The organism is Candidatus Desulfosporosinus nitrosoreducens, assembly GCF_030954495.1.
Taxonomy (GTDB): Bacteria; Bacillota; Desulfitobacteriia; order Desulfitobacteriales; family Desulfitobacteriaceae; genus Desulfosporosinus; species Desulfosporosinus nitrosoreducens.
On the sequence record NZ_JAVHUW010000065.1, the window covers coordinates 187889 to 206504 of the forward strand.

An 18616-nucleotide genomic window follows, 5' to 3' on the forward strand; every position below is an offset into this window, starting at 1 on the left:
AGCAATAGGATATTAATCATTTAAATTTTATCCGGGCTTGGTGCGATTTAAAATTGTAGCATATACAATTTAATTGTTAACAGAGAAACACTGCTTGCCGCTAAAAAGGACCCTGCAAAATACCGTGGCCTGATCGTACGGATTGCCGGATATAGTGCTTACTTCGTCGAATTGTCCCCGGATTTACAAGATGATATCATCGCTAGAACGGAGCACAGTGCAATCTAACTACAATGAATGTAAGCCCTGCTTTCCTAAGCAGGACTTACATTCATTGTAGTTTAGAAGCAACTATGGGAGAAACAATGCTATTAGATAAAAAAAGCTATAGATACGTGTTTAATATTCAACACTATTCGGTTCATGATGGGAGCAATCAGGTAAGATCAAACTGAAAATAACAAAATATCAATTGATCGTCAATTGTGTAAAGAATGTTTGCTCTGTGCGGAGGTATGTCCTTCTAAAGTGCTTGAAATCTTTGATAAACAGACAAGTGTTGAGGATATTATTCAAGCGGTAGAAAAACATCTTAATTGTATATACTACAATTGTCTTCTTATTGCCATTGAGATTAAAGAGAAAGTTAAGGGAGCCCTATGAATGATTTAAAGTTCAAGGCTTTTGCGGTAACTAATGAAATCGATCTTAATAAGATTGCCGTAGAATGCAACATCAGGAAAAAGTATACCTGGGAGGAGCCTCTTCTTCTTCAGGAGCAGGTGCTTAGAACAATTATCGGAGAAGAACCGGGAGACGATGAGAAGATCCTGGTATTTTCCTTTGGCAGTATTGTTTTTATCAACTCGGCCCAACAGCATATTGAAGCTTTGCTGCGTTATTTGAAAAATATAAAATCCGATATTGAAATCGGACGTTATGAAAGGTTTCAGGAAGACTATGTACTTCATCCGGTTGAGGGCGAAGACGTCGAGTTTACTGATCGCTACGTTCAGATTCCTAATATGGCCTTGTTTCACCCGCAGCTTATTTCCATCGTGATTGCCAAATCAGTAGCCCTTGAAAGAATAGAAGAGCAACTGGGCAAAATTCTTGATGATATTGAGAGCAAAATTGACAACCTGGAAAAAGGCAAATTAAATATCGGCAATAAAGAACTTGCCAAAACGACTTCGAGGATTGTCAGGCATGAATACAATACCATTGCCTATATCATGATTCTGGACAAGCCCGACATTACCTGGATTAACAGTGATGCCGCAGAGTTCTACGAAAAGATGTCAGAGTTTTTCGAGCTGAATGACCGCTACGAGGTGATAAAAAGCAAAACTGAAATCCTCAAAAGTATTATCGACGGGTTTGCATCCATAAGCCATTCCATACGCGGATTGTTTGTTGAGTGGGTGATTGTTCTGCTGATTGTGATTGAATTGGTGCTTATGGTGCTTGACTTAATCAAGTAAAGACGGGTGCAGGCAGTATGGAAAAAATAATGCTCAATACCTATAAAGTTTCAGCAAGGTTGCCTCTGGCGCGGGTCGCCTCATTTATTGACCTCGGGAAGGACGCAGGCCGGAGGGAGTATCTTAAATTTGAAGGAGCGGACGTTGAGAAGATCCTGAAATATGCCTCAGCCGACAAGGCGGTGTATCTATATAAATACGGCTGTATTACCTTCTTGAACTTCACTCAAGACGAGATCTCTATTTTTTGTGACTATTTGGGGACGCTGTTCATTGATTTGGATTATGAATCACTTTCTAAATTTAATGAGAGCCATGAGATGATCCTTGCGAGGGATGGTTATGTAAACCTGTGGGAAGGTGATGCGGAAAAGTTTCCTTACCGGCAGCACGTAGATGATATAGCGGCAACGATTTTGGCAAAGTCCACCGAGCTTTACAAGATTGAAACCGAGCTTTCCGAGGTTTTAGATGAAGCGGGTACGTTTATCATTCGGCTGAATAAAGGATATTTGAGGGCAAACAGCAAAAAGGTGGCTGCAACTCTGGCCCAAAGTATCCGCTTTAAATACAGGAGCCTGGAGAGCGTAAGACTTCTGGGCAGACCCTCAGAGTTTAAAAAGACCATCGAATCGCGACAAATCTTTGATAAAATGAGCGAGTATTTTGAGCTTAAGGAACGATATGCCGTTTTATTAAATCAAATGGATATTTTGGACTCCATAACGGGAGAGTACTTGAGTTTTGGCAGCAAACAGTCGGAGAGAAGGCTTTTGCTGTTTGAAATATTGCTTCTGGCCAGCTTTCCGCTTCTGCACCTTTTGAGATAAAGATCGGTCAACAAGGGAGGGGCACCTCAAGGAGGGCAGCTTAGCTGTCCTTTTTTCTTTAAGCAATAGACAATAGGTCAGGACATTCCTGTGTGCCTGAATCGAGGCGGAATGGGCCTGCTTTTTTATTCTTTTTACGGAAATGAGTATCAGCCCGGAGGAAATATTGCTGAGCATGAAGAACACTTGCAGTAAAGAAGCGAATGTTTTCTGAATCCAAGGGAAAAACGAAGGCTAACTGGCCTGTAGAAAGGAGCAAGAGCAATTACTTTTGCGCTTGAAGCGGAGGTAAGCTCGGTTTTTATGAAAAGTCTTATACAAGGACAAAAGGTTAAAATTTCGGATTACATAACAGAACAAGAAATCGAGATCGTTGTCGGAATCAACTCGTCAATGGCTATAGATATTAGCTGCTTTGGCCTTGATGAGAAAAAGCAGCTTGCAGATGATCGGTATATGATCTTTTACAATCAAATGAATGCCCCTGAGGGTTCTATGCAATTGCTTGAAACTGGTAATGGCAAGGCGCGGTTTAAAGTTAACTTAAATAAGGTCCCAAGTTTTATTAAAAGTCTGGTATTTACGGCTGCGATCGACGGCGAGGGCCTGATGTCCCAAATATCCGGCGGATTTATTTCCTTTGGCGATGAGAAGGGCGAGGGGCTAAGATATGATTTTGCTCCTTCAAATTTTAAGATGGAACGAGCCGTCATTATATCTGAACTATATTTTAAGGACTTGTGGCGTCTCGGTGCCGTGGGCAGTGGATTTGACGGCGGACTCAGCGCTCTCCTCAAGCATTTTGGAGGGGAGGAAGCGAAAAGCCAGGAACCGTCCTTGAATCAGACACAGGCCCCCGGACTTCCTGCTGCGGAGGTGGCCCCAACACCTAAGAAAATCAACTTAGAGAAAAAAATGGAGCAAAAAGCCCCCACTATTTTGTCCTTGGCGAAAAAGGCAACGATATCCCTCAAAAAGGTCGGACTGGAAAGCCACTGTGCTAAGGTTGCTCTGTGCCTGGATATTTCCGGTTCTATGAGTCCTCTATATAGCAGTGGTAAAATGCAGGCCTTTGCTGAGAAAATACTTGCTTTAGGCTGCAGATTTGACGATGACGGCGCTATCGATTTGTTCCTCTTCGGCAAGCAGGCCCATAAAGCAGGAGACATGTCAATCGACAATTTTAGCGGATTTGTAGGCAGAACTTTAAAAAAATTTCCTTTAGAAGGATCAACTTATTATGGGAAAGCCATAAAAATGATCCGGGATTTTTACTCTCCCGGATTTAAAAAAAATAATCTTCCCGTCTATGTTATGTTTGTCACCGATGGGGCAACTTTTGATCAGGACTATACCAAAAAGCAGCTTATCGAAGCATCAAGCGAACCGATATTCTGGCAGTTCATGGCTATTGGAAAGTCCAAAAAAGATGTCATAGCGAAAGGCGGGGGATTTTTTGCCAAGCTCGCTGCCGGAGATTTTCGATTCCTGGAGGAATTGGACACTATGAGCGGAAGATATATTGATAATGCCAATTTCTTTAGCGTCGAAGATCCTTCGCAAATAGCGGACGATCAGTTATATGACTTATTGATGGGCGAGTATCCAAACTGGCTGAAGGAGGCCCGGCAAAAATCAATTTTGTAGTTATTGGGCTGAGAGCCTGAAGGCTATAGATTTGTTGATGTTCTCTCTTTCTTTTTTCGTTTTGTGTTGGATTGAATTGGACATACAACTGTCAGACCGTTTTAATATGCTCCCCTTTAGGCGACAGATTAACTGCTGAAAATCTGTTGATCTTAAAGGGGAGTATTTTTGTGGTTACTAAATTCAATAAATATTTATCGTTTATTGATAAATATTTATTGAAAAGCATGGAGTTTTCTTTTATACTGGTTTAAAAGGAAAGAAGAAGAGAGTCATTAAGGAGGAAGCGTGTATCATGGTTATCTTGGGAGAAAGAGGTTTGTCGGGTGTTGTTAAACGGATTTTGGACTTTATTTTCCTGGGCGGACTGGGAATCTATCTCGCTCTTCCGCTGGCATTGAAGTGGTATATGCATACTATTTATCGCACCAGCACGGAAAACTATTACTTTTTGCTAGGATTCCTCTACATAACCGGCTTGGTGTGCCTGGGACTGGTTAACGAGATGAGGAAGATATTTAAAACTCTCAACAGAAAAAACCCATTTATGGCGGACAATGTTAAAAGTCTGAACCGCGTCGGAGGGTCTTGCCTTGTGATTGCCGCCGCCTATATACTTAAGATTTTTTTCTATAATTCGGTGTTAACGGCGATCATTGCTATGGTCTTCATCATTGCCGGGCTTTTTGCCATCGTTCTGGCGGAAGTTTTCCAACAGGCTATAGCGGTCAAGGAAGAAAATGATTTGACAGTATGAGGAAAGGATGCTGGAGATGGCTATAGTTGTCAACCTGGATGTCATGATGGCAAAACGAAAAATTAGTCTCTCGGAATTAGCAGTCAAAGTTGATATTACTTTGGCGAATCTTTCGATTTTAAAAAACAATAAGGCCAAAGCTATTCGCTTTACGACCTTGGAGGCGATTTGCCGCGCTTTAGATTGTCAGCCTGGGGATATTTTAGAATTTATGCCGGAAGGGCAGGGAGGAGAGATGGAAGATGGATCAAATGAATAGTCAGGCAGCGGAGGGCCAGGGTGAGGGTTTTGCCAGGAAGAAGCAGGGCTATCTCTTGGTTTCCGCCTTAATGCTTGGTCTCCTGTTTAATGTTTTGTTCTATGGCAAAACCCTGGGGTTATCCTATCCCTTATACATAATAGCCCTATACGGCGTTTTATTTTGGAACATGCGCAATCATCACCGAGGGCACTTTAAGAGGAATCTGCTGCCGGGCATCCCGATTATCGCTCTGGCTTTTTCCTATCTGATTTACTCCAACTGGATTTTTAGTGTTTTGAATTTCCTGGTCATTCCCATACTCTTTGTGGCCCATACCCTGCTTCTGACCGCCAATAATCGGCATGAGTGGTTCAAATCCCAATTTCTGGCGGAGATAATTCATGGTGTCGTTGCCCGCCCTTTAGCGAACTGCCTCAAGCCTTTTGCTGTGATAGCCGAATTTGCCCAAAGCAGATTAAATCTGCGCAAGTTGGGAGCGGTGGGCAAGGTGCTGGCAGGTTTGCTGTTTGCGGCAGTTTTGCTTATTGTCATCGTTCCCCTCTTAGCCTCCGCAGACGATATCTTTCGCCGGCTTGTTGAGGGAATACCGAACCTTTTCAGGGGCATCAGCCTGGGGGAATTTGTGCCAAGGCTGCTGATTGTGGCTGCAGTTACCTGCCTGATCTTCAGCTACCTTTGGAGCCTGTTTAATGCCGGGACAAAGTCCAAGGAGGCGGTTTCAAACTCCGGCAGCCTGACGGCCGGGAGGGCTTTTTTAGATCCGCTGACTGTCTCCACCATGCTGGTATTGCTTGACTTGCTTTATGCCTTTTTTATAGCCATTCAGTTTTCCTATCTCTTTGGCAGCTTGAAATACGGTCTTCCACAAAATTTCACCTATGCACAATATGCCAGGAAAGGTTTCTTCGAATTGGTTGTCATCACCTTAATCAATCTGATCGTTGTGCTGGGAACTATGAGGTATGTTAAAGTGTCGGGGAGCAGGCTGAATAAGGTCGTAAACGTTTTAAACAGCGCTTTGGTGGTCAGCACTTTCGTCATCCTGTTATCCGCTCATGTCAGAATGTCCTTGTACGAAGCGGTATACGGTTTCACCTATCTGAGAGTGTTAACCCATGCTTTCATGGGCTACCTGTTTCTGCTGCTTCTGGTTACTTTGGGCAAAATATGGCGCCCAACCGTTCCTTTGCTTAAATTCTACATCGTCATCTCCTTAGCCGCCTATACGCTGCTTAATTATGTTAATGTAGACAGCATTATTGTTAAAAATAATATTGACCGTTACAATAAGGGAAATCCTATTGATATTCTCTATTTGACAAGGCTTTCCTACGACGTCGTCCCTATGCTGGCGGATTTCGCCCAAAATACGCCGGATCAAATGCTGGCCGGCCAGCTGGAGAAGGAGCTTGCCGCTAAAAAGCAAGCTCTGGCAAAGGAGAATGACTGGCAGTCTTTCAACATTTCCCGGTACAGGGCTAAGAGAACTTTAGCTGAGCGGGGCTTCGATATTTCCCAAGCCGATTGATTATTAGTTCAGTCCTTGAAAGGACAAAGTTTGAGCTGAGGCCTGAGGTACGGATGAGGTCCCTTGGAATAGTATTTTTAGCAGAACGGCAGGACCGGCAAATTCTTTGCCTGTAAAAATAAATTCCGTATTAATTTTCTGAACGATTAACATGCTATAATCAAAAGTCATGCTATAATCAAGGGTAAAAAAAGTCTTATTCAATATCATCTGCAGGAGTTGACTAAAAGACTAAGTTTGTTAGGAGTTCTGGTGATCATGAATTTAAAGGAACTGAAAAAAGTCCCGCTTTTGCGGGCTTTAAGCGAGGAGCAGCTGGAAATTCTGCAACCGGTTGCTCAGCTGAGGGAGTTCAAAAAGCATGCCGGCATTTTTGAACCTAATAATCAAGACAACTACATCATGATTTTACTGGAAGGTAAAGTGCGTATTTATCTCGCTTATCCCGATGGAAAGGAATTTACGATTGCCTTTCTGGAGCAGGGGGATATTTACAGCAGTCATTCCGGAACCTTCGCCGAAGCGAGAGAAGCGGCCAAAATCCTGACGGTACAAACTGAGAGCTTTTATCTTTTGATGCTTAATAATCCAACCATACTCCTGAATATGGTTAAGGTTTTAGGCGACAGTCTGGGGAATACTCTCCGCATCATTGAAAATCTGGCGTTTCTTGATATTGATAAACGCCTTGCCCGCTTTTTCCTGGAAGCTGCCAAGGACAAAGGAATTGTCAGGCAAGAGGGGACTTTTGTTAATTTGGGTTTAACGGTTGAGGACATTGCCCTGGCTGTCGGGAGTTCCCGGCAGACTGCGTCCATGCTTCTGAATCGCTGGGAGCGGGACGGGGTCATCAGACGCACCCGCAAATCGGTGCTCTTGCCGGATATGCTCAAGTTACAAGAGTTGGCAGGAAAAACAGAATAAATCAGTAGTTGTCGAAAAAGTGAGAAAACCGTCAGATATCTGATGGTTTTTTTAGTGGCCCAGACTTATGATAATTATCAGAAAAGGGAGATGATTAAGACAGGGAGGGGCTTAAAGATGCCAAGTCAACTAGTCGTGACGGATTTTACACTGGATACCGGAGTACAGGAATTATTAGTGAAGGCGGAAGAGGAAGGGATTACTACGGCCTTTGCCAGGGCGAAGGAGCAGGAACCCCATTGTAAGTTTGGCCTGACCGGAGTTTGCTGCCGCCGTTGCCTGCAAGGTCCCTGCCGTATTACCTTTAACGGCAATAAAGGCGCCAGAAGGGGAGTTTGCGGAGCCACGGCAGATCAGATTGTAGCGCGCAATTTGCTGTCGCTCATTGTAGAAGGCACAACTCCCCATGTAGAACACGCCCGGGAGGTACTGCACACCCTATTGGAAACGGCTGAAGGAAAGGCCCCTTATGAAATAAAGGGCCAAGAAAAACTGCTTAGTCTTGCTAAAAAACTGGGCTTGACTGTGGATGGTCTGGAATTGAATCAGATAGCTCATGAGGTTGCCTTAAAGGCTCTGCAGGATTTTCGGCAGCAAAGCGGCGTATCCCACTGGCTGCGTTTGCGGGCCCAAGGTAAAACAGTTGAAACCTGGGAGAAATTAAACCTTTTGCCTGCCAATGCTCACCTGGAAATAGCCAATGCCATCAATAAAGCGGCAATGGGCTGCGAAAGCGACCCGGTCAGCCTGTTGCTGGAAATTATGAAAATGGGTCTGGTTGAAGGGTATGACGGGCTGCATCTTTCGACAGACCTTCAGGATGTTTTATTCGGTACGCCGCGTCTTGTCAAAACACAGTACAGAATGGGCGTCATTAAAGAGGATTATGTAAACATTGCCGTTCATGGCCACATTCCTATGGTGTCTGAAAAAGTGCTGGAGTGGAGCCGGAGGCTGAATGATGAAGCTAAGGCACTCGGGGCGGAGGGGATCAACGTCGTAGGGATCTGCTGCAGCGCCAATGAACTGTTAATGCGCCAGGGGGTCTCCGTGGCCACGAACTATGCCAGCCAGGAATTGGCGATAATTACGGGAGCTTTAGAGGTCATGGTGGCGGACGCTCAATGCATTATGCCGGGTTTAGCCCAGGTGGCGGCATGCTATCACACAGAACTTGTATCCACCTTGCCGAATATTAAGCTTGAAGGAGCAAGTCATGTTGATTGGACTCCGGAAGAAGCGGATAAAATGGGAGAGGATATTGTCCGGCGCGCTCTTGCCCGTTATCCGGAAAGAGACCGGGTCAAGGTCCGGATTCCGTCGGGCACGGTAGAAGCTTACGCCGGTTTTTCCGTCGAACAGATTGTCGAGCTTTTGTCAGCTTTAAATAAGGAAGATCCCCTGCTTCCATTGCTTGATGCCATCGCCCAAGGCGATATCCTGGGCGTCGTGGCGATTGTCGGCTGCACAAATCCTAAAGTGAAGCAAGACTGGGCCAATACGGAAGTAGCTAAAGAACTGATGCGGAATAATGTTTTAGTGGTTGCGTCGGGATGTTCGGCCCATTCTCTGGGGAAAAACGGCTTGCTCTCGCCTGAGGGACTGCAATATTGCGGTGAAAAGCTGGCTAATGTCCTGAGAGCTGTCGGACAGGCAAATGGCTTACCCGCCTTGCCGCCGGCCCTCCATATGGGCAGCTGTGTCGATAATTCCAGAATTGACGATTTGCTGGTTGCTTTGGCCGACCGCCTGGGCGTGGCCGTGAGAGACCTGCCCGTGGCGGGCTCAAGCCCTGAAAATCATAGCCCCAAAGCCTTGTCGATCGGTACCTTCTTTATTGCCCAGGGAGTGGATGTCCACATTGGGGTCAATGCCCCGATCACCGGTTCACCGCTGGTTGAACAAGCGCTGACGGCCAATAAAGGCGAGTTTCCCGTGACTACCGATGAACTTTTTGGGGGAAAATTAATTTACGAAGCAGACCCGATCCGAGCCGCCCGGACCCTTATTGACCGGATTATCCAAAAACGCAGGGCTTTGGGGCTTGTCTGTCCGGAAGCCTGAAAATAACGCAAATTAAAGAACAGGGAGAACAGGGTGAGTATTATGAGCAGAAGCATTAAAATTGCCGTCTCCGGTAAAGGTGGCGTGGGTAAGACGACTTTATCATCGCTATTGTGCTATCTTTATGCCCGGGATGGACAGAGAGTTTTGGCTGTAGATGCTGATCCTGATGCCAATTTGGGAACGGCTCTTGGATTTCCTCGGGAAATCTTGGCTCAACTAACCCCGATTTCGGCAGAACGCAAGCTCATCAAAGAACGTACCGGGGCTGAACCCGGGACGATTGGAGCAATTTACAGTCTCAATCCGCGAGTGGAGGATATACCCGATACCTATGTGGCTGACTATCGGGGAATAAAGCTTTTGCGGATGGGATCGGTCACCCAGGGAGGAAGCGGCTGCGCCTGTCCGGAAAGTACCCTCCTTAAAAGCCTGCTGGACCACATTGTGATGGAACGAAATGAAATCGTTATTGTGGATATGGAAGCCGGGCTTGAGCATTTAGGACGCGGGACGGCCAGAGGGGTTGACGCTTTTATAGTTGTGGTCGAACCGGGGCGGCGCAGTATTGAAACAGCCCAGTCGGTCGTAAAGCTGGCCCGTGATCTGGGAGTTCAAAAGGTTTTGGCCGTGGCCAACAAAGTGCATCCAGGGCAATTGGCAGTCCTTGAACAAGAGATTAACTTCCTGCCGCTTTTAGGATATTTTCCTTACGATCCGCTTGTAGTGGAGGCTGATTTCTATGGTAAAAATCTTTTTGACCTGAGTGCGTCATTTGTTCGGGAGGCTGAAAAGATCAAAGAGAAGATTGATTTGCTCTTGAGAAGCTAAAGCAAAACCCTGGCGGATCTGGCAGCGAAGACTGAATACGTTCGAAAAAAGCATCTGTTTAGGCAGGTGCTTTTTTTGACAGTCAGACATACCTGCCGCGAAGCGGCACCACTGATCAATGAAAAATAGAACCTTAGGTTCGGGCAGTTTCACCCACATCCTGCAAGAAAGCTAATTCGTGCGCAGACAATCTCTTCGTCACTCAACATTCCGAGGCTCGCCCACTCGCTGGCTTTGCCTCCCTTCCCAACCTTTGTGAGCGTTACCGCCTCTCCATGAAATGAGTTTACTTTTGTGGCCGAAGCTGCCCTCCTTATGGGGCTTTAGATTTTTCAGGGAGAAAAGTACACTTTCTTTAATACTTTCTGACTGCATAAAGGCAGCCGACCGTTCCGCCGGAGGCTTCTCCGCTGTGCTTTCCCTGTGAAACCGGTGTTTTGGAGAACCGGCTAAGTTTTCTTAACTGCTTTTGAGAACACTGACCAAAGTATTATAAGGGTTTTATTCATTTCTAGGTAAAAAGTTATAAAGGTTGATAAGCATTTTTTGCTAAATTTTTGAGATGAATTTAACAAAATGCTCTTCAAGGCCTCTTTTTATTAAATTAAAATACTTTATCAGCTTAATGGATAATATTAATTGTGAAAAATAACCATGACTAAATGCCAATTGCTAAAATTGGTTTAATATACAAATTGTCAGTTGTAATCTACTATGTTATTATAGCTTGGCAATAGAAAATAATCTAAAATCTAATTGAATTTTAAATAAAATTTTCCATACCTTAATCATTCTTAAAGTATTGAGGTGAACTATGAAAAAAGCTGTCTTTGTCTTAGCCTTGGTTTTAGTTATGTTAAGTTCGTTAGTGGCGGGAACACTGGCTATGTATACTGTCTCTATTGACAACGTTGCTGAGGGCAGTGTCGTGGCCAAGGAATTTGTCTTTGTAGGGGAAGGCACGGATTCCTTTCAGCAAGGTTTGAAAATAGCGCCCTCTGAGACCACTCAGTGGCAGTTTAAGGTTAAAAACTATGAGAACAATACCGTATCGGAGACCGATATGTACTACAAGCTTACCTTTAATGTGCAGGCTCTGGCAGGGAAAAAGGCCATAGATCCTTTACAGGTTACTGTCAAAGATGCGCAAGGCAATGTGCTTAACAGTGTGACGGGAGTAGGCACCTTTGATGTCCTGGGCTCATTTCCCCTGGCCGTTAACGGGCAGGAGCAGGACTATTTTGTGCAGATATATTGGCCGGATAATGGTTCCTCCGACGCCAACTATGCCGGCGGCAATTATGGAACGATGATCAATGTCAATGCTGTCGCTTCCCAGCTTCCTTTTAGTACCTCCCCTTCCCAGGGAAAACAGGTCAGTGTCCGTTATGAAACAACAACTCCCTGGCAGAATGGGCAAAGCGGCATTTATCAGTATAATTACAAAGTGACAATTACCAATAACACCTCTCAGCCCATCAACAATTGGAGCCTTGGCTTTTATCTTCCCACAGATACGCTGAGCGGTGTCTGGAGCAACGCCAAACTGGTTTCCACCTCGCCGCCGGGATACTACAAATTCCTGAACCCTGCTTATAACAATCAGACGACAGATAATATCTTGCCGGGGCAAAGCGTCTCCTTCGGAGGTCCGGCTTTGGGCATGGGCACGACGGCGATTCAAAGCATCAGTGTTGGCGGAAGCAATACCAGCGATATCACGAATGTGGATTTAAGCTGTAAATTTGGCGAGGCCTCCTTAAATTAAAGGTCTGGCTGGATTATAAGGATGAGATGAGGAGGGGGGAAAATGAGAAAAAAGCTTCTCTTGCTTCTTGCTTTGAGCGCCATAGTATTTGCTTCTTTAACTGTGGGCACTCTTTCCAGTTATACAAGTACGTCCAGTTTCAGTACAAGTATTTACCCCGATTTGCACAAGATGAAAACGAATTGAACCGGAATCAGGCCTTAACAAATAATCCATGGAACAAGTCATTGAATATTGAATTTAGAAATTGGAGGAAAAATAATGAAAAAAATACTGACGATTATTGCCCTTGTCCTGGTTCTTTCTACGTCTGTGATCGCAGGAACCTTGGCCATGTATACGACAACGATTGACAATGTTGCCGAAGGCAGTGTGGTTGCCAAAGAATTCACCTTAGTAAAAGGCGGTACCGATACGTTTACGAAGGATGTAAAAATCGCTCCCTCGGAAACGACGAGCTGGCAGTTCAGTGTCAAAAACTATGACGGCAGTGTCGTCAGTGAAACGGCAATGGGTCTGAATTTCTCCGTCGATGTGGCAGCCGAAAACGGCAAAAGCGTTATCGCTCCGCTGGTTGTGACGGTTAAAAACTCCAATGGCGATGTTGTCGGTACAGTCAACTCCAGCGGCAAGATAGTTTTTAACGACCAGTTTGCCCTAAGTCCGACAGGACAAGAGAAAACCTATACGGTATCCGTGAACTGGCCTGGCGACAGCAGTTCGGATATCAACTACGCGGGAGCGAACTTTGGCACAGATGTCAAAGTATCCGTAACCGGTACTCAAATGTAGGAAACTTAAGAAGCAATAGCAAAGCAGGGCGCGCAGCAGAGACTGGCGCCCTGCTTTAGTTTTACAGTCAGAAAGTTTCACTTCGTGCATAGGCTGCATCCCGCAATGCGCTGATTTTTTACATAGCCATAGGACATAATAAGAATGTCGATGGTTTAAGCTCTATTTGATTTCCCAAAGAAGGTTGAATTGATGGCGCCAACGAGGTACACGACCCCGGAACAGATCGAAGCGATGCGTCAGGAAATCCTGCGGGAAAAAGAAAAGCTGGCAGGCGTATCCCCGGGAAAAAGCCCGGCTGCAAATCGGCTGTCCCGGGGAAGAAAAGTCAGGAAGCTTGTGAGCGGGGTTGCCTTTGCAGCTCTCTGCCTGCTTCTTGTGTGGACGATCATTTCTATTCAGATTACCAAAGGCAAGGGGGAAATTCCCAACATCCTGGGCTTTCAGGTTTTTACCGTGGAGTCCGGCAGTATGGAACCTACGCTGAAGGTCGGGGCGGTGATTGTCAGCCGTAAAACTAAAGACCCCGCCCATCTTAAAGTAAACGAGATTGTTACCTTCCGAACGTTATCCAATGCTATCGTCACCCACCGGATTATTGAGGTTATTGATGAGAATGGCAGCAAAGCCTATCGCACCAAAGGGGATAACCCGATCAATTCACCGGATCAGGATCTGCTCACACCGGATAGGGTGATCGGAGTATTTTTTGTCAAAATACCGTGGACATAAAGCAGATTTAAATGGGAGAAATGACATGGAGCATGTTCCGGAACAGGTTGTGCTGATGGAGGGCGTCGCTTCAAGCGAATATTTTCTGTTTGGCGGAAAAATGTTCCGGCGGGTGCTGGATGATATCAGCTTGTTGATCAGAAAGGCGGAAGCCTGGGGGATTAATGGGACCTCACGGCTGGAGATCAGGCTGCTGCTGGAAATCATGGCCAACATCAGACCTTATGACAAAGGCAAATGTGTTTTGATTGAGCGAGGGATGATGAGGCGCAAGCGGGTGATCCTCAAACACGTATTTTATATAGGAAGTTCCACAATGCTTTACAACAACATGAATGTTCTGGAATTTTTAATGTTTGCAACGGCTAAATTCAAAATCAATAAAGTCGTGCTGCAGGAGCAGATTTTTGAATTAATTATCGAGGCGGGCCTGGGCCATCTGTCTTTGACCCCTAATTATATGCTGACGAAAGAGGAAAAAGCGGTCATTACCTTAATTGCGGCCGCTTACTCAGAAAGTCCGATCATTGTTTTCAATTTTCCCGAATACCTGTGGGATGAAGTGCTCGTCAATGCTGTGGCTAAGATTGCCGGATTGATAAGAGAACGGGGCAAAGCCCTGATTCTGGCGACTCAGAATCCTCTTTTGATCGAGAAAGCCTGTTCCCATACGGCAATCATTAAGGATGGACAGGTTATTTACAGCGGTACTGTGGACGATTTCCGCTGCACTTTTGACAAAATAGAAGTGATTATTCGGGACAGAGCCGTCCAGGCTATGCTGGAGAAGCTCACTGGGTTGCTTCCCGGCTGCCGGTTAGTCCGGAAAAACGATAGTCTGCTGATCAGCCACCAGGATTCCGAAGTCATTGATTATGGTCATATTTATAAAACAATCGTCGATGCAGGTTTTGCGCCGGAGTCCATCGCGATCAATCCCAAAACAGTGCAAAATGCCTATGAGGAGCTTATAGGGCAGCATGATCTACAAAAATAGTTACTTTAAGAAGGAACTTCGTCAAGCCTACATGGGAAATAAAATCAGCACGAACCGCAAACTGGCTTCAGCTTTGTTTCTGGGCCTGGTTTCCTTTGCGCTTTACTTTGTTTTTCAGACTCTGCAAAAGAGCGTGCTCGCCGACGTTGCTCCCCAAATCATGCAGGCCAGCTATTTTTCTACGGTTTACCTTTATATTCATATCGCCGTCGTATTTAACATCCTCTATTTTATCGTCTATTATGACTATCTTTTTTTTTCGGAGATACGGAAAAACTCCTGGTATCTTTTAATTCAAATGGGCTACCAGCCGATGATTATGTTTTTGGCTAAGTTTTTCGCGCTTATGTATTCTGTGCTGCTGATTTATACCGTTGGCTTTGCGGCTACGATTATCCTGACCTTCTTTTTAAAATATACCTTCATTGTTTCCTATCTGCCGACTCTCTATCTTGTTGGTCTGGCGGACCTCCTCCTCCTGGCGATCCTTTCCATGACCTTTTCCCTTTACGCCAGGACGGTAATTAACGGCCGGTACTGGACCTTTTTTTCCGCCGCCGCTATTTTCGTGCTCAAAATAACCTTGGGACAATACGCAATTATTTCCAACCGGGTACTCATGCAAAACATCCTGATCCTGTTCGACCTAAAGCTTTCCTTATATTGGGCGGTAGGGGCGGCCATCATGATCGTCTGCTGCCTGATCTGTTTTTGGCGGAGCAAGAACCTGGCCAAATACTACAACCTTCCGTTCGATTCCATCAGCACCCCGGCGGGTGTGGAGCTGATGGAAATTGACTCCAAAACAGGCAAACGGACCTTGATCGGCCGGGCCAAGGAGGGCTGGCGCGGCCGAATTGTCGATACGGTGACCACGATACTTCTGATTGCCTTTATCTGCGCCGCCTTAGCGTTCAATGTCTTTATTATCTTGATCAACGCTTCCACGCCGGGTCAAGAGGTCACCATCCGCGGGGTGATTCCCTTTGTCTTCAGCACCGGTACCATGGAGCCGGAGATTATGAACAATGATCTGGCCTATTTTCAAAAAGTTGATGTTCAATACCCTCTGGAGAAGGGGCAAATCATTCTTTTTGAAGAAAATAATGTGCTTTTTGTCGAGCGGATCATTGCCAAAACCGGAAATCAGCTGACGGTGGATATTGACAATTATCCCCCCATGTCTCAAATCGGCGCCATGAAAAAAACCGTGTCACGACAGGATGTGCACGGCTTGTACCGGGGCAGGAACCGCTGGCTGGGGGCTTTGATTCTTTTTGCCAACACCATTGTGGGCAGGCTGCTGTTTCTACTGGTTCCCGCCGTGCTGCTGTTTTATCAGGGGAAAATTCATAAGTATTTTAGAAGAGGCGGCGAATAGCCGGAGGGTCCCCCGGCAATCTATTGGGCTGAGGCGGCTCATTATTTCCGCAATCTTCAAAACGGGCGGCAAAAGGAGGGGGTTCCTCAGGGTTAACTAAAATGAAAAACAAGATGAAAGATGAGAGGCTTAAATATCTCTCATCTTCCATCTTGTTTTGTCTTTGGGTTTTTCTGCAAAGTCCGGGTAAAAATGGTTCGCTCAGTAAAAGAACCCGGAAGTTTTGATCCGATTTAGAGATTAACTACCTTCGCGTTGGCTGGAATCATGTGGGTTCTGCCAAGAATATGGTCTACCACTTTGACAACGGTAGCCGGGGAAGCGGTTAATTCTACAACCCGGAATTCTCGTGACGTTTCGCCGTACATTTCTTTGAGAATACTTAAGACTTTTTCTTTGCTGTCCTTAAATTTTACCTCGTCCTTGGTACTACTCAGATCGTAAAAGGGAAAATGTTTGATTTCACGGCTCAGCTGTGACAGCTCCGTACTAAAATGAAAACTCATAGGGCCCTCCTTAGTATAATCATAAAAAATATTGAGCAAAAAAGTTTGCTTTTTTCCTCTCTAATCTTAGCAAGGGAATGTTAAGGGATAAGGCGCTTGATTGTAAATTATTTGTAAAAAACAACGCAACTTTCTTATGATACGTAGTTGGGTGCATTTTTGTTCTTGCTTTAGGTTAGCGGTTTTAAGGTTTCATCGACTGGCAAAGCTCCATAGTGCCGGATTTGAGAAAGAGAGAGCCCGGTCCTGTCCGTTAAAACCACACCGGCTTTTCCGGGATAATATCTTAAGAATTCAGAGAGCATTTCCGGGGAGTCCGCTTTAATCATTAGCGGTTTTTTTATCAATAACCCCAGCTGGCCGGCAAAGCTTTTGACATCAAAGGATGGGGCGGTCGTGCCGAAATCCAGGAAAAGGTAATCGATTGCACCGGAGCGGCACTCCCGCATTAAGCCGGAAAAATTACCGTTTATTAATTGCTCCAGAGCATCAGGCGCCGGTTTCTTAACAGAGTAGTCTTGCTCCGGGGAAAGAACCAGATGATTAAAAGCAGAAGCAATGGTAGGGACGGATTTTAATTCCAGCTCCGGAGTTGCTGTTTGGGCCAGGGACTTTTTAAGTTCCCGGATAAAGTCCGGAGTAGTTCCGCAACATCCGCCGATAAGCCGTACGCCATTCCCGACAAATTCCTGGGTATACAAACTGAATTGCTCCGGTGTCTGGTGATAAATCACCTCTCCCTGCGCCAGTTCGGGTGTACCGGCGTTGGCTTTAACGCAGAGAGGAACGGAGGCTACGGAATACATTCTTTTAATAGGCTCGATTAAACTATCCGGGCCCCCGGAGCAATTGGCCCCCACGATGGATGCGCCCAGTGCCTGACAGACGATGGCACAGGCTTCGGCTGAGTTGCCAAAGGTAGTCCTGCAGTTGGCGTCAAAGGATAGCGAGGCGATAATAGGAAGATTCGTCGTTTCTTTGGCGGCTAATATAGCCGCTCTTAGTTCGGCCAGATTAATGAAGGTTTCAAAATGAACGCAATCCGCACCGGCCTCGGCAATGGCCTTTAAGGGTTCCTGGAAAATGCCGTAGGCTTCGTCAAAACTTAAAGCGCCGGAGGGTTCCAGAATTGCGCCGGTCGGCCCCAGGGAAGCGGCAATGTAGGTGTTTTCCGGAGCCGTTTCCTGCGCCAGTTTTACGCCGGCATAGTTCAGAGCGTAGGTTTTGTCTCCCAGGCCGTGATGATTCAGGGTAAGCCTGTTGCCCGGGAAGGTATTCGTTTGAATCATGTCTGAGCCGGCTTGCAGGTAGGCGGCATAGAGGTTTTTTACTTCCTCCGGGTGGGACAGGTTCCATGATTCGGAGGCTTCATGTCCCTGCAGGCCTCTCCGCTGCAGCATAACTCCTTTAGAGCCGTCGTATAATAAAACCCTTTGCCGGATGGTGTTGAGAAAGTTCTTCAAGCGTTTTGAACCTCCTTTTCAAATTTACCTACGTGCGGCAAGAAGCCCCCACCTCTTAGGTGGTGGGAGTACGTCACTCATTGGTTCAATACCCTTCATACTAACCTAAAGTCAGCTCTTTATGCAAATAGAAATTCCCAGCGGCAGCCCCTGATGCCTGCGGATCAGGGCTGCCGCTGGGAATTTTTCAGGCCGGTCTGCTTAATGTTCAGGGCTGTTCCTTAGGGGCGAAGGCAGAGGACGAGGCCGCTAAAATGGAGTTGCCAAAGGCAAAATAGGCGATCCGTAAGGCCTCGGCAATTTCGGCGTCGCTGGTTCCCTGAGCTCTCAGCTGGCCGGCAATGGATGCCACGCCCTGACAGGCTCCCTGAGCCGCATCCAAAGCTAAAGCAATTAAAAGCTTAGTCTTCCGGTCCAGAGCGCCCGGAGTCATAGCGGCGGAAAAGACACCTTCGATGGCTTGCGCAAAGTCCGGATCATTGTTTTCCAGAGATTTTAAAAAGATTGGCAGTGACATGGGGCAATACCTCCTTAGTTTTTTAAGATTTCCATGGTAATATTATAGACTGCTCAGGAGAAATATCCTAATAGACTCTCCTGTGTTCACCCGCGATTACGAGCAAGCCCTTAAGGAGGAATATCTGCATGGAAAACCTTAAAGACATTTTATTCAAGCAATTATGAGCAGATTTTTTTAAATATAATAACCG

At 45.8% G+C, this 18616-nt stretch carries 19 protein-coding genes and 1 pseudogene; 17 read left to right on the forward strand and 3 right to left on the reverse strand.

Features of this window, described 5'->3' with window-relative positions:
• Positions 1-20: 20 nt before the first annotated feature.
• From REC12_RS17275 to REC12_RS17350, 17 genes and pseudogenes are all read left to right on the forward strand, one after another.
• Positions 21-228: pseudogene (locus REC12_RS17275) on the forward strand (glycine radical domain-containing protein); the annotation flags it as partial.
• A gap of 183 nt (positions 229-411) precedes the next feature.
• A complete protein-coding gene (locus tag REC12_RS26530; protein WP_374214226.1) occupies positions 412-603 on the forward strand; it encodes a 4Fe-4S binding protein in 192 nt (63 codons plus the stop codon).
• The gene (locus REC12_RS17280; protein ID WP_308896606.1) at positions 600-1424 is read left to right on the forward strand and encodes an RMD1 family protein; all 825 of its coding nucleotides are present in this window, start codon (positions 600-602) and stop codon (positions 1422-1424) included. The genes REC12_RS26530 and REC12_RS17280 overlap by 4 nt, the downstream gene beginning before the upstream one ends.
• A gap of 17 nt (positions 1425-1441) precedes the next feature.
• Positions 1442-2254, forward strand: a complete 813-nt coding sequence (locus tag REC12_RS17285; RefSeq protein WP_308896608.1) for an RMD1 family protein — start codon at positions 1442-1444, stop codon at positions 2252-2254.
• 303 nt (positions 2255-2557) lie between these two features.
• Positions 2558-3901, forward strand: a complete 1344-nt coding sequence (locus REC12_RS17290; RefSeq protein ID WP_308896609.1) for a VWA domain-containing protein — start codon at positions 2558-2560, stop codon at positions 3899-3901.
• Between the two features lie 295 nt (positions 3902-4196).
• A complete protein-coding gene (locus tag REC12_RS17295) occupies positions 4197-4658 on the forward strand; it encodes a DUF2975 domain-containing protein (protein WP_308896611.1) in 462 nt (153 codons plus the stop codon).
• A gap of 16 nt (positions 4659-4674) precedes the next feature.
• Positions 4675-4917 (forward strand): helix-turn-helix domain-containing protein, encoded by a 243-nt coding sequence (locus tag REC12_RS17300; protein ID WP_308896613.1) that lies wholly within the window; start codon positions 4675-4677, stop codon positions 4915-4917.
• Positions 4901-6448, forward strand: a complete 1548-nt coding sequence (locus REC12_RS17305) for a DUF4153 domain-containing protein (protein WP_308896615.1) — start codon at positions 4901-4903, stop codon at positions 6446-6448. Before REC12_RS17300 ends, REC12_RS17305 begins: the two co-directional genes overlap by 17 nt.
• Positions 6449-6706: 258 nt before the next feature.
• Positions 6707-7372, forward strand: coding sequence for a Crp/Fnr family transcriptional regulator (locus tag REC12_RS17310; protein WP_308896617.1), 666 nt, complete (start codon positions 6707-6709; stop codon positions 7370-7372).
• Positions 7373-7489: 117 nt separating this feature from the next.
• Entirely contained in the window at positions 7490-9436 is a 1947-nt protein-coding gene (cooS, locus tag REC12_RS17315; RefSeq protein WP_308896618.1) for an anaerobic carbon-monoxide dehydrogenase catalytic subunit, read from the forward strand.
• Positions 9437-9478: 42 nt separating this feature from the next.
• Positions 9479-10267, forward strand: coding sequence for an ATP-binding protein (locus REC12_RS17320; protein ID WP_374214221.1), 789 nt, complete (start codon positions 9479-9481; stop codon positions 10265-10267).
• Positions 10268-11081: 814 nt separating this feature from the next.
• Complete coding sequence (locus REC12_RS17325) at positions 11082-12035, forward strand: cellulose binding domain-containing protein (RefSeq protein WP_308896620.1); 954 nt, start codon at positions 11082-11084, stop codon at positions 12033-12035.
• Between the two features lie 42 nt (positions 12036-12077).
• Positions 12078-12221, forward strand: coding sequence for a hypothetical protein (locus REC12_RS17330; RefSeq protein WP_308896622.1), 144 nt, complete (start codon positions 12078-12080; stop codon positions 12219-12221).
• A 75-nt stretch (positions 12222-12296) separates the two neighbouring features.
• A complete protein-coding gene (locus REC12_RS17335; RefSeq protein ID WP_308896623.1) occupies positions 12297-12827 on the forward strand; it encodes a hypothetical protein in 531 nt (176 codons plus the stop codon).
• Positions 12828-13019: 192 nt separating this feature from the next.
• Positions 13020-13559: a signal peptidase I gene (locus REC12_RS17340; RefSeq protein ID WP_308896625.1), complete on the forward strand. Its 540-nt coding sequence runs from the start codon at positions 13020-13022 to the stop codon at positions 13557-13559.
• Positions 13560-13584: 25 nt separating this feature from the next.
• Positions 13585-14556 carry a P-loop NTPase family protein gene (locus REC12_RS17345; RefSeq protein WP_308896627.1) on the forward strand — a complete coding sequence of 324 codons (972 nt, stop codon included), beginning with the start codon at positions 13585-13587 and terminating at the stop codon, positions 14554-14556.
• Positions 14540-15937 carry a S26 family signal peptidase gene (locus REC12_RS17350; RefSeq protein ID WP_308896629.1) on the forward strand — a complete coding sequence of 466 codons (1398 nt, stop codon included), beginning with the start codon at positions 14540-14542 and terminating at the stop codon, positions 15935-15937. The genes REC12_RS17345 and REC12_RS17350 overlap by 17 nt, the downstream gene beginning before the upstream one ends.
• A 233-nt stretch (positions 15938-16170) precedes the next feature.
• Here the strand turns inward: REC12_RS17350 and REC12_RS17355 are convergent, their stop codons facing one another.
• The 3 genes from REC12_RS17355 to REC12_RS17365 all read right to left on the reverse strand — a co-directional run bounded on the left by REC12_RS17355 (position 16171) and on the right by REC12_RS17365 (position 18423).
• Positions 16171-16443 (reverse strand): hypothetical protein, encoded by a 273-nt coding sequence (locus REC12_RS17355; protein WP_308896631.1) that lies wholly within the window; start codon positions 16441-16443, stop codon positions 16171-16173.
• A gap of 170 nt (positions 16444-16613) precedes the next feature.
• Entirely contained in the window at positions 16614-17906 is a 1293-nt protein-coding gene (locus tag REC12_RS17360) for a homocysteine S-methyltransferase family protein (protein WP_308896632.1), read from the reverse strand.
• Between the two features lie 208 nt (positions 17907-18114).
• On the reverse strand, positions 18115-18423 hold the full coding sequence (locus REC12_RS17365) for a carboxymuconolactone decarboxylase family protein (RefSeq protein ID WP_308896634.1): 309 nt from the start codon (positions 18421-18423) through the stop codon (positions 18115-18117).
• Positions 18424-18616 lie beyond the last annotated feature (193 nt).

Excerpts from the sequence above, each read along its gene's own strand:
- REC12_RS17280 (WP_308896606.1), top strand. The coding sequence starts at position 600 with ATGAATGATTTAAAGTTCAAGGCTTTTGCGGTAACTAATGAAATCGAT.
- REC12_RS17285 (WP_308896608.1), top strand. The coding sequence starts at position 1,442 with ATGGAAAAAATAATGCTCAATACCTATAAAGTTTCAGCAAGGTTGCCT.
- REC12_RS17290 (WP_308896609.1), top strand. The coding sequence starts at position 2,558 with ATGAAAAGTCTTATACAAGGACAAAAGGTTAAAATTTCGGATTACATA.
- REC12_RS17295 (WP_308896611.1), top strand. The coding sequence starts at position 4,197 with ATGGTTATCTTGGGAGAAAGAGGTTTGTCGGGTGTTGTTAAACGGATT.
- REC12_RS17300 (WP_308896613.1), top strand. The coding sequence starts at position 4,675 with ATGGCTATAGTTGTCAACCTGGATGTCATGATGGCAAAACGAAAAATT.
- REC12_RS17305 (WP_308896615.1), top strand. The coding sequence starts at position 4,901 with ATGGATCAAATGAATAGTCAGGCAGCGGAGGGCCAGGGTGAGGGTTTT.
- REC12_RS17310 (WP_308896617.1), top strand. The coding sequence starts at position 6,707 with ATGAATTTAAAGGAACTGAAAAAAGTCCCGCTTTTGCGGGCTTTAAGC.
- cooS (WP_308896618.1), top strand. The coding sequence starts at position 7,490 with ATGCCAAGTCAACTAGTCGTGACGGATTTTACACTGGATACCGGAGTA.
- REC12_RS17320 (WP_374214221.1), top strand. The coding sequence starts at position 9,479 with ATGAGCAGAAGCATTAAAATTGCCGTCTCCGGTAAAGGTGGCGTGGGT.
- REC12_RS17325 (WP_308896620.1), top strand. The coding sequence starts at position 11,082 with ATGAAAAAAGCTGTCTTTGTCTTAGCCTTGGTTTTAGTTATGTTAAGT.
- REC12_RS17330 (WP_308896622.1), top strand. The coding sequence starts at position 12,078 with ATGAGAAAAAAGCTTCTCTTGCTTCTTGCTTTGAGCGCCATAGTATTT.
- REC12_RS17335 (WP_308896623.1), top strand. The coding sequence starts at position 12,297 with ATGAAAAAAATACTGACGATTATTGCCCTTGTCCTGGTTCTTTCTACG.
- REC12_RS17340 (WP_308896625.1), top strand. The coding sequence starts at position 13,020 with ATGGCGCCAACGAGGTACACGACCCCGGAACAGATCGAAGCGATGCGT.
- REC12_RS17345 (WP_308896627.1), top strand. The coding sequence starts at position 13,585 with ATGGAGCATGTTCCGGAACAGGTTGTGCTGATGGAGGGCGTCGCTTCA.
- REC12_RS17350 (WP_308896629.1), top strand. The coding sequence starts at position 14,540 with ATGATCTACAAAAATAGTTACTTTAAGAAGGAACTTCGTCAAGCCTAC.
- REC12_RS17355 (WP_308896631.1), bottom strand. The coding sequence starts at position 16,443 with ATGAGTTTTCATTTTAGTACGGAGCTGTCACAGCTGAGCCGTGAAATC.
- REC12_RS17365 (WP_308896634.1), bottom strand. The coding sequence starts at position 18,423 with ATGTCACTGCCAATCTTTTTAAAATCTCTGGAAAACAATGATCCGGAC.